15 protein-coding genes are annotated in these 14,577 nt (G+C 64.6%); 6 read left to right on the plus strand and 9 right to left on the minus strand.

The window, feature by feature from the left end; translation table 11 throughout:
- Nucleotides 1-182 precede the first annotated feature (182 nt).
- The 3 genes from ATO9_RS06730 to ATO9_RS06740 are packed head-to-tail and all read right to left on the minus strand — an operon-like array spanning nucleotide 183 to nucleotide 2,271.
- Nucleotides 183-992, minus strand: a complete 810-nt coding sequence (locus ATO9_RS06730; protein ID WP_043747063.1) for a metal ABC transporter permease — start codon at nucleotides 990-992, stop codon at nucleotides 183-185.
- Complete coding sequence (locus ATO9_RS06735) at nucleotides 989-1,792, minus strand: metal ABC transporter ATP-binding protein (protein WP_043747064.1); 804 nt, start codon at nucleotides 1,790-1,792, stop codon at nucleotides 989-991. Before ATO9_RS06735 ends, ATO9_RS06730 begins: the two co-directional genes overlap by 4 nt.
- The gene (locus ATO9_RS06740) at nucleotides 1,789-2,271 is read right to left on the minus strand and encodes a Fur family transcriptional regulator (RefSeq protein WP_052418147.1); all 483 of its coding nucleotides are present in this window, start codon (nucleotides 2,269-2,271) and stop codon (nucleotides 1,789-1,791) included. Before ATO9_RS06740 ends, ATO9_RS06735 begins: the two co-directional genes overlap by 4 nt.
- A gap of 66 nt (nucleotides 2,272-2,337) precedes the next feature.
- Between ATO9_RS06740 and ATO9_RS06745 the strand changes: the two genes are divergently transcribed.
- Nucleotides 2,338-3,432 carry a zinc ABC transporter substrate-binding protein gene (locus ATO9_RS06745; RefSeq protein WP_043747066.1) on the plus strand — a complete coding sequence of 365 codons (1,095 nt, stop codon included), beginning with the start codon at nucleotides 2,338-2,340 and terminating at the stop codon, nucleotides 3,430-3,432.
- Between the two features lie 58 nt (nucleotides 3,433-3,490).
- On the opposite strand, the gene ATO9_RS06750 is transcribed toward ATO9_RS06745, so the two are convergent.
- A complete protein-coding gene (locus ATO9_RS06750; RefSeq protein ID WP_043747068.1) occupies nucleotides 3,491-4,753 on the minus strand; it encodes a glycerate kinase type-2 family protein in 1,263 nt (420 codons plus the stop codon).
- A gap of 254 nt (nucleotides 4,754-5,007) precedes the next feature.
- Here ATO9_RS06750 and ATO9_RS06755 point away from each other — a divergent pair, with 254 nt between their 5' ends.
- Both ATO9_RS06755 and ATO9_RS06760 read left to right on the plus strand, forming a co-directional pair.
- Nucleotides 5,008-6,396 (plus strand): aminotransferase family protein, encoded by a 1,389-nt coding sequence (locus tag ATO9_RS06755; RefSeq protein ID WP_043747074.1) that lies wholly within the window; start codon nucleotides 5,008-5,010, stop codon nucleotides 6,394-6,396.
- Entirely contained in the window at nucleotides 6,393-6,809 is a 417-nt protein-coding gene (locus tag ATO9_RS06760; RefSeq protein WP_043747076.1) for a GFA family protein, read from the plus strand. Before ATO9_RS06755 ends, ATO9_RS06760 begins: the two co-directional genes overlap by 4 nt.
- 57 nt (nucleotides 6,810-6,866) lie before the next feature.
- On the opposite strand, the gene ATO9_RS06765 is transcribed toward ATO9_RS06760, so the two are convergent.
- Complete coding sequence (locus ATO9_RS06765; protein ID WP_043747077.1) at nucleotides 6,867-7,244, minus strand: HIT domain-containing protein; 378 nt, start codon at nucleotides 7,242-7,244, stop codon at nucleotides 6,867-6,869.
- 8 nt (nucleotides 7,245-7,252) lie between these two features.
- Entirely contained in the window at nucleotides 7,253-8,830 is a 1,578-nt protein-coding gene (locus ATO9_RS06770; RefSeq protein ID WP_043747079.1) for a DUF5928 domain-containing protein, read from the minus strand.
- A 146-nt stretch (nucleotides 8,831-8,976) separates the two neighbouring features.
- Here ATO9_RS06770 and ATO9_RS06775 point away from each other — a divergent pair, with 146 nt between their 5' ends.
- Complete coding sequence (locus tag ATO9_RS06775; RefSeq protein ID WP_043747081.1) at nucleotides 8,977-9,795, plus strand: sulfotransferase family protein; 819 nt, start codon at nucleotides 8,977-8,979, stop codon at nucleotides 9,793-9,795.
- Between the two features lie 119 nt (nucleotides 9,796-9,914).
- Here ATO9_RS06775 and ATO9_RS06780 read toward each other — a convergent pair whose 3' ends face one another.
- The 3 genes from ATO9_RS06780 to ATO9_RS06790 are packed head-to-tail and all read right to left on the minus strand — an operon-like array spanning nucleotide 9,915 to nucleotide 12,212.
- On the minus strand, nucleotides 9,915-11,033 hold the full coding sequence (locus tag ATO9_RS06780; protein ID WP_043747083.1) for a CaiB/BaiF CoA transferase family protein: 1,119 nt from the start codon (nucleotides 11,031-11,033) through the stop codon (nucleotides 9,915-9,917).
- Nucleotides 11,033-11,692, minus strand: a complete 660-nt coding sequence (locus ATO9_RS06785; RefSeq protein WP_043747085.1) for a DsbA family protein — start codon at nucleotides 11,690-11,692, stop codon at nucleotides 11,033-11,035. Before ATO9_RS06785 ends, ATO9_RS06780 begins: the two co-directional genes overlap by 1 nt.
- A gap of 13 nt (nucleotides 11,693-11,705) precedes the next feature.
- Nucleotides 11,706-12,212, minus strand: a complete 507-nt coding sequence (locus ATO9_RS06790) for a DUF721 domain-containing protein (RefSeq protein WP_043747087.1) — start codon at nucleotides 12,210-12,212, stop codon at nucleotides 11,706-11,708.
- A 105-nt stretch (nucleotides 12,213-12,317) separates the two neighbouring features.
- On the opposite strand from ATO9_RS06790, the gene mutY reads away from it, so the two are divergent.
- Entirely contained in the window at nucleotides 12,318-13,418 is a 1,101-nt protein-coding gene (gene mutY, locus ATO9_RS06795; RefSeq protein ID WP_043747089.1) for an A/G-specific adenine glycosylase, read from the plus strand.
- Nucleotides 13,419-13,439: 21 nt separating this feature from the next.
- Entirely contained in the window at nucleotides 13,440-14,576 is a 1,137-nt protein-coding gene (locus tag ATO9_RS06800; RefSeq protein WP_043747091.1) for an alkane 1-monooxygenase, read from the plus strand.
- Nucleotide 14,577: the final 1 nt, after the last annotated feature.

Below are 14,577 nucleotides of genomic sequence, written 5' to 3' on the forward strand. Positions count from 1 at the left end.
AACTGGCCGGATCGGGCAGCCATTCGCCGTGTGTGGATCAAGACCGATGTCAGGAAACGACCTGCGGGATGGCCCTTCCCAGCGTATCCGCCGGCAGGACAAGACAACCCAAGTCGTCCTACGCGGGGAAGGCCACAGGGCACGAACCCTCGAAAACAGACCCTAATTCAGGCGAATTCGCCTCATTCCACCCGCCGCCAGACCAGCGCCATCCGCCCAAGCGCAAACAGCGCCACGGCCACCGCCACGATCGACGGCCCCGCCGGGCTGTCCAGCCCGTAGGACAGGCCCAGCCCGCCGAGCGCCGCGACACCGCCGACGGCGACGCCGAAGCCCAGCATCGCCTCGGGCGAGCGGGCAAAGGGCCGCGCGGCCGCTGCCGGGATCACCAGCAGCGCCGTGATCAACAACGCACCCACCACCTTGATCGCCAGCGCCACCAGCAACGCCAGGGCCAGTGTCAGGATGCGCCGGTCGCGGTCGGGGTTCATGCCCGAGGACCAAGCGAGGTCGGGGTTCACCGTCGCCGTCAACAACGCGCGCCAGCGCCAGCCGATCACCGCGATGATTGCAGCCGCGCCACCCCAGATCACCCCGACATCGCCCCAGGACACGGCCAGGATATCGCCGAAGAGGTAGGCCTCGAGGTTCAGCCGCGCGCCGGGCAGGAAGGACACCGCGATCAGCCCGATCGCCAGCGCCCCATGCGACAGCACCCCCAGCAGCGAATCCGCGCCCAATCCCGGACGCCCGGATTCCATCGCCGCCACGGACAGAGCCATGATCACGGCGACACCCGCGACACCCAGGTAGACCGGCAGGTGCAGCATCAGCGACAGGGCCACGCCCATCACCGCCGCATGGGCGGTCGCGTCGCCGAAATAGGCCATCCGCCGCCAGACGACGAAAACTCCGAGGAACGGCGCCGCCACCGCGACCCCCAGCCCGGCCAGGGCCGCGCGGATCATGAATTCAGAGAAAAGCCCGCTCAATTGTCCGTTCCCGTCTTGTCCAGCGCGGCACCGTGGTCGTGGTGATGGCGGTCGCCATGGTCATGCCCGTGCCCGTGATGATGATCGTGATCATGGGAGTGATCGTGCTCGTGCCGGTAAAGCGCCAGCGCCCCATGGGTCCCGGTGCCGAACAGCGCGCGGTATTCTGGGGCAGAGCTGACGATCTCGGGCGCGCCTTCGCAGCAGACATGCCCGTTCAGACAAACCACGCGGTCGCTCGCGCTCATCACAACGTGCAACTCGTGCGAGACCATCAGGACGGCGGTCCCCATTTCCTCCCGCAGGGTGGCGATCAGGGCGTAGAAATCGGCCGAACCGCGCTGGTCCATGCCCTGCGTCGCCTCGTCCAGGATCAGCAGATGCGGATCGACCAGCAGGGCACGGGCCAGCAGGGCGCGCTGGTACTGCCCACCCGACAACCCGGCCAGCGGACGATCCGCCAGCGCGGAAATCCCGACCCGCTCCAGCATCGCCGCCTTGGCGGCCCGCCCCGCCGGGCGCGGCAGGTCCAGGAAGCGCGAAACGCTCAGCGGCAGGGTCGGGTCGATGCTCAGCCGTTGCGGGACATAGCCCAGCCGCAGCCCCGGCATCCGCGTGATCCGGCCCGCGCGCGGCGACAGCGCGCCGACCAGCATCCGCATCAGCGTGGACTTGCCCGACCCGTTCGGGCCGACCACGGTCACGATTTCTCCGCCATCTATGTGGAAATCGACACCGGATAGCACATCCGTGCCGCCGAAACCGGCGCTCAGCCCCTTGGCCTCGATCAATCTGCTCACGCGGCTTTCTCCGTACAGGCGGCACAAAGGCCCTCGGCTTCAACCGTGGTCCGTTCGACGCGGAACCCTTCGGGCAGGTCAGGCAGGGTCGCCGTGACCTCGGCCACCGTGCCACAACCGCGACAGATCAGGAACGCGGCGCCATGCCCCTCGGCCTCGGGATGTGGGCAGGCGATGAAGGCATTCAGCCGCTCGATCCGATGCGCCAACCCGTGATCCACCAGGAAGCCGAGCGCGCGATAGGCGACGGGCGGCTTGTCGCCCAGCCCCTCCTCGTCCAGTCGGCCAAGGACATCATAGGCGCCCATCGGGCGGTGCCCCTCCAGCAGGATTTCCAGCACCCGCCGCCGCACCGGGGTCAGCCGCGCGCCGGAAGACGCGCAGATCCGTTCGGCCGCCGCCATCGCGTCCGAAACGCAGTGATCGTGATTATGCGGATGGAACTCGCGCAGGGGGTCGGGATTTTTCTCATGTGCCATATTGATATATTATCACATCGCATGTTAGAGGCAATGTTATCTTGTAACAAAATTGGTCAAATCGACATGCGCACCCTCCTCTCCTCCGTCGCCCTCTGCGCAACCCTGCCCAGCCTCGCCCTGGCCGAGGCGCCCCGCGTCGTCACCGACATCCCGCCCGTCCATGCGCTGGTAGCTCAGGTGATGCAGGGCGTGGGCGAACCCGACCTGCTCCTGCCGCCCGGCGGCTCCCCTCATGGGCACCAGATGCGCCCGTCCGAGGCGAACACGCTGGCCAACGGTCACCTGCTTTTCTGGATCGGCGCGGCGCAATCGCCCTGGATCGAAGAGGCGACCGAGACGCTGGCCACCAACATCCGCTCCGTCCCCCTGATCGAGGTCGAAGGCACGCATCTGCGCCTCGGCGGCCATGACCACGGTGAGGAAGGGCACGATGATCATGGCGAAGATCACGCTGATCATGCAGAACATGACGATCACGGCGACGATCATGCGGCCCACGAAGATCATGACCATGAGGCCGAGCATGACGATCACCACAACCACGAGGACCACGCCGAGGACCACCACGATCACGACCACGAGGACCACGCCGGCGACGACACCTCCGACGGCCACCATGTCGGCGATGGCCACGTGCATGACGGCATCGACCACCATGCCTGGCTCGACCCGGTCAACGCGCTGATCTGGCTGCCGGAAATCTCGCGCCAACTGGCCGAGATCGACCCCGACAACGCCGCCACCTACCGCGAGAATACCGAGGCCGCGATGACCCGCATCAAGACCCTGACCGGAGAGCTGACGGCGCGCCTGTCGCCGCTCGAAGGCGGGTTCTTCGTCTACCACGATGCCTATGGCTATTTCACCGACCGGTTCGACCTTCCCGCCAGCGGCGCGATTGCCGACAGCGACGCCACCCCTCCCGGTGCCCGCCGCATCGCAGAGCTTCAGGCTGAAGCCGAGGCCGCCGATATCCGCTGCCTCTTCACCGAGCCGCAATTCGACACCCGCACCGCCGACCGCATGGCCGCGACGCTGGGTGTGAAGGTCCACACGCTCGACCCTGTCGGGTCGTCCATGACCCCGGGGCCGGATCTCTACGACGATCTGCTGCTGAACCTCGCCAAGGGGCTGGAGGCCTGCCTGACCCCGGAATGACCCACGCCCAGGGGCTTGCCTCACCCCCAAGGACATCCAGCCCGGGCGGTTCCGATCCTCAGCGGATCAGGATCGCCCGGAAATCATTGACGTTCGTGCCGGTCGGCCCTGGCACGAACAACCCGCCGCAGGCGTCGAAGGCGCTCCAGGCATCGTTCAGCGACAGCGCCTCGGCCGGATCGATCCCGGCGGCGCGCATCGCGGCGCAGGTGCCCGCATCGGCAAAGGCACCGGCATTGTCCTCGCTCCCGTCGATCCCGTCCGTATCCGCCGCCAGCGCCGCGATCCCCTCGCAACCCTCCACGGCCAGCGCAAAGGCCAGAAGGAATTCGCTGTTCCGCCCGCCTTTGCCCTCGTGTTTCAGCGTCACGGTCGTCTCGCCGCCCGACAACAGCAGGCAGGGCGCGGTGAAGGGACGGTTCTTCGCCGCCACTTCCCGGGCGATGGCCGCATGGGCACGGGCGATGTCGCGCGCCTCCCCTTCCATCGCGTCGGACAGGATATGCGCGGTCAGACCACGTTCGGCTGCCAGGGCCGCCGCGGCCTCCAGCGACCGCGCGGCCGAGGCGATGACATGCACCTCCTGCCCCTCGAACACCGCGTCGCCGGGCTGCGGCGCGTCCTCCGGTGCCTCGTTCAGGAAGGTCATGATCCGATCCGGCAGGGTGATGTTCCAGGCCCGTATCGCCGCCAGCGCATCGGCGCGGGTCGCGGGGCCGGGCACCGTCGGGCCGCTTGCCACCTCGGCCGGGTCGTCGCCGGGCACGTCCGACACGACGAGGCTGACCAGCCGCGCCGGACCGACCATCGCTGCCAGCCGACCACCCTTGACCCGGCTCACCTGCTTGCGGATCGCGTTCATCACGCCGATCGGCGCACCGCTCGACAGCAGCGCCTTGTTCAGACCCTGCTCGTCCTCCAGCGTCAGCCCCTCGGGCGGCGCGGCCAGAAGGGCCGACCCGCCTCCGGTGATCAGCGCGACCACCAGGTCATCCGCCGTCAGCCCCTCAAGCGCGGCCAGAACCTCCTGCGTGGCGGCCTCGCCAGCGGCATCGGGGACAGGGTGCGCGGCTTCCAGAACCTTCAGCTGGCGACACGGCGCGGCATAGCCATAGCGGGTGACGATCACCCCCTCGACCGGGCCGTCCCAGGCGGCTTCGAAAGTCTGCGCCAACTGCGCCGCCCCCTTGCCGGCCCCGATCACCACGGTCCGGCCCTTCGGCTTCTCCGGCAGGTGATCCTTCAGCGCCTCCGCCGGATCGGCCGCGGCCACGGCAGCGTTGAACAGGTCGGTGAGCAGGGCGGTATCGTCTGGTGTCATCCCCTCAGCCTAGCCGAGAGGAAGGGGGCCGCAAGGCCTTCCGATCCGGCACGGGCCGGGCAAGGCATGACGTGCCCGATTTGCGGACGATGGTACTCCCCAAGGTCGAGCGCTTTTGGCATCCCAAACTCTCATGTAAAAACCGAGGGCAGCGACACACGGAGTTGAATGACCAAACCAACCCAAACGCCCCCAATTGCCAAATCCCCGCCTCAAGCGTACCGTCCCGCCAAACATGCCCGCAGGAGGACCCCATGGAAGACGGATTCCGCGACAACGATATCTCCAAGGTGGTCGAAGCCGACCGCGCCCATGTCTGGCACCACCTGGTGCAGCACAAACCCTTCGAGACCGGCGAGCCGCGTATCATCACCGAGGGCAAGGGTATCCATGTCTGGGACCAACGCGGGGTGAAGCACCTCGACGGTGTGTCGGGCGGCGTCTGGACCGTGAACGTGGGCTATGGCCGTGAAAGCATCGCCAATGCCGTGCGCGACCAGCTGATCAAGCTGAACTATTTCGCCGGGGCCGCCGGCACGATCCCCGGCGCGATCTTCGCCGAAAAGCTGATCGAGAAGATGCCGGGCCTGACCCGCGTCTATTATTGCAATTCCGGGTCCGAGGCGAACGAGAAGGCCTTCAAGATGGTCCGCCAGATCGCCCACAAGAAATACGGCGGCAAGAAGACCAAGATCCTCTACCGCGACCGCGATTATCACGGCACCACCATCGGCGCCCTGTCGGCCGGCGGCCAGGACCAGCGCAACGCGCAATATGGCCCCTTCGCCCCCGATTTCGTGCGCGTGCCCCATTGCCTGGAATACCGCGCCGGCGATCAGAACGCGCCGGTCGAGAATTACGGCGAATGGGCCGCGGACCAGATCGAACAGGTGATCCTGGCCGAAGGGCCCGAAACCGTCGGCGCGCTCTGCCTTGAACCGATCACCGCGGGTGGTGGTGTCATTGTCCCGCCCGAAGGCTATTGGCCCCGCGTGCAGGAGATCTGCCGCAAGTACGATATCCTGCTGCATATCGACGAGGTCGTCTGCGGTGTGGGCCGCACCGGCACCTGGTTCGGCTACCAGCATTATGGGATCGAGCCCGATTTCGTCACCATGGCCAAGGGCGTGGCCTCTGGCTATGCCGCCATTGCCTGCTGCGTCACCTCGGAACGCGTCTTCGACATGTTCAAGGAATCGCCCGAGGACCCGATGGATTACTTCCGCGACATCTCGACCTTCGGGGGCTGCACCGCCGGCCCCGCCGCCGCGATCGAGAACATGCGCATCATCGAAGACGAGAACCTGCTCGACAACACCGTGGCCATGGGCGACCGCCTGCTGAAAAACTTCGAAGCGCTGGCCGAGAAGCACAAGGTGATCGGCGAGGTCCGCGGCAAGGGTCTTTTTGCAGGGATCGAACTGGTCGCCGACCGCCAGACCCGCGCCCCCGCCGACGAAAAGCAATGCGCGCAGATCGTCGCCGAATGCGCCAAGCGTCAGGTCATTATCGGGGTCACCAACCGCTCCGTCCCGGGCTACAACAACACGCTGACCTTCAGCCCCGCCCTGATCGCCACGCCCGACCATATCGACGAGATCTCGAACGCCGTCGATGAAAGCCTGACGGCGGTCTTCGGATGACCACAGGGGTGATCTCCGGACGCTGCTATTGCGGGGACACCGCCTACGAATACACGGGCAAGGTGTTCCTGCATGCGCAATGCCATTGCCGGGAATGCCAATATTACTCCGGCGGCGGGCCGAATTACTTCATGCTCGGCGCGCAGTCGGAGTTTCGCTTCACCAGGGGCGAACCGCGGGACTTTACCCGCCCCGACCTGGACCAACCGGTCCACCGCCAATTCTGTCCGACCTGCATGACCAGCCTGGTCACGCTGCTCGACAACGGCACGGTGGTGATGAAGGCCGGAACGCTGGACGATCCGTCGGACTACGCAGGGCCACAGGCCGCGATCTACATGTGCGACACGAATTTCTACCAGACCGTGCCCGACGGCGTGCCGACCTTCGACAAGCTGCCGCCGCGTGGTTAGGCGCTCATCGGAAACAATCAAACAAGATTGTTTCCGCTGTGCATACAATGCCGAGGCTTATTCCGGCTGGACCATCCGCCCCATGCGGCGCCCCCCCAGGATATGCAGGTGGAAATGCGGCACTTCCTGCACGCCATGTTCCCCTGCATTCGAGATGAAGCGGCAGCCCGCCCCCTCATCCGCCGTCACCCCGGTGCTGCGGCACACATCGGCCACGACCCGGTGGAAATCCACGATCTCCTCGGCCGAGGCCTCCGCGGCGAAATGATCGTAGGTCACATAAGCGCCCTTGGGGATGACCAGCACATGCACCGGCGCCTGCGGGCGGATATCCTCGAAGGCCAGCGTGTGGTCGGTTTCCTTCACCGTCTTGTTGGGGATCTCGCCCCGCAGGATCTTGGCAAAGATGTTCTGGTCGTCATAGGCGTAGGCCATCGGGTCCCTCAATCGGCAAAAAGATGCGGTGTGTTGGCAAGTTCATGCGCCACATCGTCGGAAACCGCAAGGAACCGGCCCATGGCGCGGGCATTCTGCTCCACCGTGGCGGATTGCCGGATCCGGTAGAGATTGGGGAATTCCGCATCGCGGATCTGGTCGTGTTCCATGGCAATCGCGTTGCGCACGGTTGGCAGCAGCCGCTGCAGGGCATCCTCGCCCGTCCGTGCCCCGGCCAGCCCGACGCGCCGTGCATGGCCCTTCAGGTAGTCGTCGTCGAACTCGCAATCGATCTCCAGCAGGGTGGTCACCGACCGGTCCGAACAGAAATCCTGCAACAGGTCCAGGCTGGCCGAGTCCAGGCAGATCACCATCCGGTTGCTCTTGTAATAGTCGAACAGCATCCGCATCAGCGACCGCCTGTGCCGGGTCCGCTTGGCCAAGGTGTTCTGGATGCCGCCCAGGTCGGGCATGGCAGCGTTTTCCTCGTGAAACAGGTACTCCACGGTCGGGATGTCGGTCAGTTCCCGGATCTGCTTGGCCAGTCGCTTGGCGACATGCCACTTCTTGCAGATCACGATCAGCAATTCGCGTTCGCGCCCCAGGCTGGCTTCGTTTTCCCAGAACCGCGGCGCAAAGCGCCGCCCGATCCGGCCCCGCCCGGTCAGGAACTTGAACAGCGACTGTCCTTCGTTCGAGATCTGGAACTCCGTCCCCGTCGCCGAATACAGCGCCCCCAGCCGCGTCTTCAACTCCAGCGCCTCGGGGCTGATCTTGCGGGCGAACAGGAACTCCTGCCCCAGCAGCAGATCGTAATGGTCGTTGTAGAAGACGACCGGCATGCCGTAATCGCTGAACATCAGGAAGGTCAGGGTGCGCGTCTCGATCTCGACATCCGGGACCAGGTGGCGCACCAGCGTCTGAAAGAACGTCTCGTCCGGGATCCACGTGGTCCGGAAGAACCGGATAACGTCGCGCCGCCGGGCGAGGAAGTCCATGATCGCCTCGACGGTCTGGCGTCGCAGGCACCACCACTGGCTGCCGATCTGGATCTGCAGATCCTCTGGGATCTCCCGCGCCAGTCCCAGCTTCTTCTGCAAAAGGATGCTCTGGTAGAACATCCACTTGTGCTTCCGTTCGTTCAGGTAATGGCGGTAGATCAGCCGCTCTTCCTTGATCCCGGTCTTGATCCAGTCGCTGTCGAAGAAATCGAAGCTCTCGATGTAATCCTTCTCGGCGCTGTCCAGGAAATCATGGGCATAGGTGGCTGTCTTGATCGGCATGCAATCGCCCGACAGCATGTAGAGATGCGTGGCCCGCGGAAATGCCTCCAACGCGGCTTCGACGGCCTGCAGGGTGGCATCGACCAGCGACCACTCCCCCCACCCGCAGCGGAGCCGCTTGCGGGCAAAGGTCACGCGCGGGTTCGGGTCCAGCGCGGTTCTGATCTGGCGATAGGCGGCCGGGCTGGCATTTCCATCGAAATGGATGGACATGAAGTCGCCGGTTGCCGTCAGGCGATTGGCCTGATCGATGATCGCTTCCGGATCCTTGTGACACAACAGGATGTAAGCAATTGTTGCCATGGACGAAACTAATTCACGAAACTGCCGTATTTTGTCCACACCGTTATGGTGGAAGACGCATTGATAAGACAGGCAATGTTTGCTTTTTTATGCAAGATAACGACTGGGTTCAAAAAACAGGCCCGGATGACTGGAGGCTGAGCAATATGGGATTCCCCGGCACATGGATGACGGAAAGTGAGAGCGTGGTCTACCGCGTCGTGCCCAAGTGCGCCTGCTCCACCATCGGTCAGATCATGTATTACTCCGATCATGGACAATTTTATGACGGCGACATCCACGATTCCAAGGAGGGGCTGCATAAATGGTCACAGGATCACAGCCAGCCGCTGATCGAGGCGAATGTAAGCCACCACAAAAGCTACGCCTTCACCTGCGTCCGCAACCCCTATGCGCGGATCCTGTCGTCCTTCTTCGACAAGATCTGCGGCATCCAGCGCAACGGCAACCGCTACCGCGGCAACCTCGTGCCGCTCCTGGTGCAGAAATACGGGATCGAGGTCGGCGGTGACGACGGCCAGCAGGACTTCGACCAGATCAAGTCGTTCCGCCGCTTCCTGCTGTTCGCCCGCGACACCATCCGCTGGCGTCGCCCGATGGAGCCCGACATTCACTGGTCCGCCATGTCCGGTCACATCTCGACCTTCATCGCCAATGGCGGCCGCTACGACAAGATCTTCTGGACCGAGAAGTTCAACGAGGGCATGCAGCAGGTGCTCGATCACATCGACACCCCGAACCCGGTCGACCTGGGCAGCATTCCCCGCTTCAACGAATCCGAAGGCCACGGGCCCAAGCGCGCCCACCCGGTCGAGGATTACTTCGACGACCTGTCGATGCACCTAGTCTACGAAATCTACAAACGTGATTTCGAGCTATTCAAATACGATTTCCACGATCCGTCGAACAAGATGCCGATCGCCGAGATCGACCTGGACGAGGTGCACGCCAAGCTGGGCGACTGACCTCCGGACGACGCGCACCACTCGCCACAGGCCCCAACCGAGGATCGGTCCCGAAGGGAACGGTCCGAGTAGCAGGAATGCGCCCCCGCCAGGGGGCGCGCCTTTGGATCAGGTCCGGCTCAGCTCTCCGCCGTGCGGGGCAGCTTGGGGCTCGCCCGGTCCAGCTTCAGCTCCGCATCGGAGAACTTGAACGGCGCGCGGACGCCCGGCACGCCGTCGGGCTCGATCCGCATGCCCCGCGCCACGACCTGCGGGTCCTCGAAGACCTCGGCCATGTCGTTGATCGGCCCCGCCGGAATGCCCTTGCCCTCGCACTGGGACAACAGCTCGGCCTTGGTGAAGCGCAGGCAGGCCTCCTGGATGCGACGGATCATCTCGGGCCGGTTGGCGACGCGGTCGGAGTTGATCCGGTAATCCGGGTCGTCCTTCATGTCCTCCAGCCCCAGAACGTCACACAGGCGCTGGTACTGGGCGTCATTGCCGGTGGCGATGATGATATGCCCGTCCGACACTTCGAACACCTGGTAGGGCGTCAGGTTCGGATGATAATTCCCGGTCCGCGCCGGCGGTGTGCCGGTCGACAGGTAGTTCATCGCCTGGTTTGCCGTCACCGCCACGGCGCAATCCAGCAGCGCCATGTCGATATGCTGGCCACGGCCGGTGACGCTGCGCTGATGCAGCGCGGCCAGGATCGCGGTCGAGGAATAGATGCCGGTGAACAGGTCGGTGATCGCGACACCCGCCCGCAGCGGCTCGCCATCGGGTTGCCCGGTCAGCGACATCAGCCCGGACATGCCCTGGATGATGTAATCGTAACCCGCGCGGTGCGAATACGGACCGTCCTGCCCGAACCCGGTGATCGAGCAATAGATCAGCCGGGGGTTCACCTCGGCCAGGCTCTCGTAATCCAGCCCGTATTTCTTCAACCCGCCGACCTTGAAGTTCTCGATCAGGATGTCGGCATCCTTGACCAGGTCGCGCACCATCTCGCGGCCTTCCTCGGTCCGGAAATCGCAGGTGACGCAGGTCTTTCCGCGATTGCAGGAATGGTAATAGGCGGCGGTGTGATCGTCGTCGCGGTCGATGAACGGCGGGCCCCACTTCCGGGTATCGTCCCCGTCAGGGCTTTCGACCTTGATGACCTCGGCACCGAGGTCGGACAGAGTCTGACCGGCCCAGGGGCCGGCCAGGATACGGGCCAGTTCGACGACCCTCAAACCTTCCAATGGTGCAGCCATCAGCTCTCCAGCTTGGCGTCGAGAATAGCCTTCAGATCGCCGTAGTTCATGTTGGAATGTTTCTCACCGTCGATGATCAGCGTGGGCGTGCCCGTCACGTCATCCTCGGTGCTGTTCTTCTGGAACCAGGCGACCAGCTTGCGGGCCTGTTCCTCGTCCGCCAGGCAGGCATCCAGCGATGCGTTGTCCAGCCCGGCCACCAGGCCGATCTTGCGCAGGCGGTCCGCAATGCCCGCCGGATCGCCATCGCCGATCCAGTCGCGCTGCTGCGTGTACAGCATGTCGGAGATCCCGAAGAACCGGGTCGGTTCACAGCGCGCGACCATCGCCGCCCACAGGCCGAACTGGTCGAAATACACGTCGCGATAGACGAACCGCACCTTGCCGGTATCGATGTAATCGGCCTTCAGGTCCTTGAACACGGCGTCGTGGAAGTTGGCGCAATGCGGACAGGTGAACGAGGCATATTCCATCAGGGTCACCGGGGCGTTCTCATCGCCCAGGGTCATCTCGATGATGTCGGAGGTGTCGATCTCCTCGCCCGAGACCTGGTTGATCTGCACGGGCGTGGTGCCGGGCGCCTGCATGGAATACCACGCGCCGCCTGCGGCCACGACGACAGCGGCGGCGCCGCCTGCCATGAAAATTCTGCGGTCCATCAAATGGTCCTTTCTACTTGTCCTGTTTGCTTAAAACATTCCGGGCCAGGGCCTCAAGCGCCGATCGCAGGCTCTCGTCGCCCACGCCGTCCGCCACCTGCCGTGCTTCCGCCGTGACGGCGGGGCTGGGTTCGGGCCGTGATTTCGGTTTCTGCGGGGCAAAGGCGACCTGGCCATCGGCGAACCCGGTCGCGGCGGTCTGCGTCACCCGCACCCGCGCAATCGCGTTGTAGCCATAGACCGCGTTCACCTTTTCCCGCAGCTTTTCCTTCTGCATCTCCACCAGCGGGGCCATCGCCCCGGTGGTCAGCAGGGTCAGCGTCGCGCCAAATCCCTGGCGCGCATACTTCACGTCGACGGGGCGGGCCATCTCGGCCATGTCGCCCGCGATCTCGTCCCAATGGGTCAGCAGACGCGTCACGGCAAAGCCGCGCGTTTCTCCCGCCCGCCGAATCTGCCCTTCCAGCAGCTTCGACGTGCGCGCAAATCCGTAGGTTGAGGTCGTGCGGCGCTGTGCCATAAGCTTGCCTTTCCCGGTTGGCCCCTATCCTAGACGGTTATTCCGCCGGGACCAGAGCCGAGAACCGGCAAGCCATAAACATTGTGTGACGGCAGGGTGAACAGAATGGCAAAAATCGCGCCACGCGCCGAAGATCTGCTCGACTGGTACGACCAGCATGCCCGCACCCTGCCCTGGCGGGTGCCGCCGCTGTCCAATGCCCGCCCCGACCCCTACCGCATCTGGCTGTCCGAGGTCATGTTGCAGCAGACCACCGTCGCCGCAGTGAAGGAGTACTTCGCCCGCTTCACCGCGCTCTGGCCCAGTGTCGATGACCTGGCCGCCGCGCCCGATGACCGCGTGATGGGCGAATGGGCGGGCCTGGGTTACTACGCCCGCGCCCGCAACCTGCTGAAATGCGCCCGGGTCGTCTCTGCCGATCATGGCGGCATTTTTCCCGATACCGAGGAGGGGTTGCAGAAACTGCCCGGCATCGGCCCCTACACGGCTGCCGCCATTGCCGCCATCGCCTTCGACCGGCCCGCCGTCGTGATGGACGGCAATGTCGAACGGGTGATGGCCCGGCTGCATGACATCCACACCCCCCTGCCCGCCGCCAAGCCCGAGCTCAAGGAACAGGCCGCGGCGCTGACCCCCGACACCCGCCCCGGCGATTATGCGCAGGCGGTGATGGATCTCGGCGCCACGATCTGCACCCCACGCTCGCCCGCCTGCGGCATCTGCCCCTGGCGCGACCCCTGCGCCGCCCGCGCTGCCGGCACTGCGCCCGAACTGCCCAGGAAGACCCCGAAGAAGGCCAAGCCGACCCGCCGGGGCATCGCCTACCTCGCCCGGACCGCCGATGGTCACTGGCTGCTGGAGAAACGGCCCGACAAGGGATTGCTGGGCGGCATGCTGGGCTGGCCCGGATCGCCCTGGGCCGATGCCGATCCGCAGGAGGATCCGCCGCTCGACGCCGACTGGCACGATGTCGGAGAAGAGGCGCTGCACACCTTCACCCACTTCCATCTGCGGCTGGGACTGCGCGTCGCGCAGATCGGTCACAGCACCGACGTGATACCGACGTTATACCGACGTGATACCGACGCCGAATTTCGGCTGTTGTCGCCGGGTGACTTCCGCCCCTCCGACCTGCCCACGATCATGCGAAAGGCATTTGACCTCGGTCATGGCAAGTTGGAGACTCTGCGCGACACTCGGCCCTGAGTTCCATCAAAGGCAGCCCGCATGATCCCCGCCGACACCTTCCCGAAATTCCGAAGCGCCATGCCGTTCTGGATGACCCTGCTCAACGTGCCACTGGCCGTGACAGGCACCATCCTGGGCGGAATCTGGGTTCTGCTGCTTCCCGTCTATGGCTTTGTTCTGATTACACTTCTCGACGGTTTGGCGGGGCTTAACGAGGAAAACGCCGATCCCGAAACCGCGGAAGCCGACCTGTTCTGGTATCGCGCGATCACGCTGGTCTGGGTGCCGGTTCAGTTCGTCACCCTCTTCTGGATGATCTGGTACGTCGCCGATCACCGGCATCTGGGTGTGCTCGAAATCCTGGGTCTGACCTACGGGTTCGGCGTCATGACCGGCGCCGCCGGGATCGTCTATGCCCATGAATTGCTTCATCAAAAGAACAACCTGGAGCGCTGGCTGGGCGATTTGCTGCTGTCCATGGTGCTCTATTCCCACTTCCGCTCCGAACACCTGCTGGTCCACCATCTGCATGTCGGCACCACCCGCGACGCCGTCACCGCGCGTTACAACGAAGGGTTCTTCCGCTTCTTCCCCCGCGTATTGATGGAGTGCCCGCGTTCGGCCTGGCGGGCCGAGGTGGCGATGCTGAAACGTCGGGGCGCCTCAGCGTTGGACCGGCGCAACCCCTTCTGGCGCTACGCTTTTCTGCAACTCGGGATGCTCGTCGTGGCGCTGGTGCTGGGCGGCTGGTACGGGCTGATGCTGTTCCTGCTGCAGGCCTTTTTCGCCGTCTGGATGCTGGAACTGACCAACTACGTCGAACATTACGGGCTGACCCGGAAATACCTGGGCAACGGCAAGTACGAACACGTCAAACCGCATCACAGCTGGAACGCCGCGCACAAGGTGTCGAACTGGATGCTGATCAACTTGCAGCGCCATTCCGACCATCACTACAAGCCCGACCGCCGCTTTCCCCTGCTGCAGAATTACGGCGCCGACGAAGCCCCGCAACTGCCCTACGGCTATCCCCTGATGGCCACGATCGCGATGGTTCCCCCGCTGTGGCGGCGGATGATGAACCCCAAGGTTCGCAAGTGGCGGGCCATGTACTACCCCGAGATAACCGACTGGAAACCCTACAAGAAAGGCCAGCACCCCGAACCTGCGGGCTGAT

This window comes from Pseudooceanicola atlanticus (assembly GCF_000768315.1).
Lineage (GTDB): Bacteria > Pseudomonadota > Alphaproteobacteria > Rhodobacterales > Rhodobacteraceae > Pseudooceanicola > Pseudooceanicola atlanticus.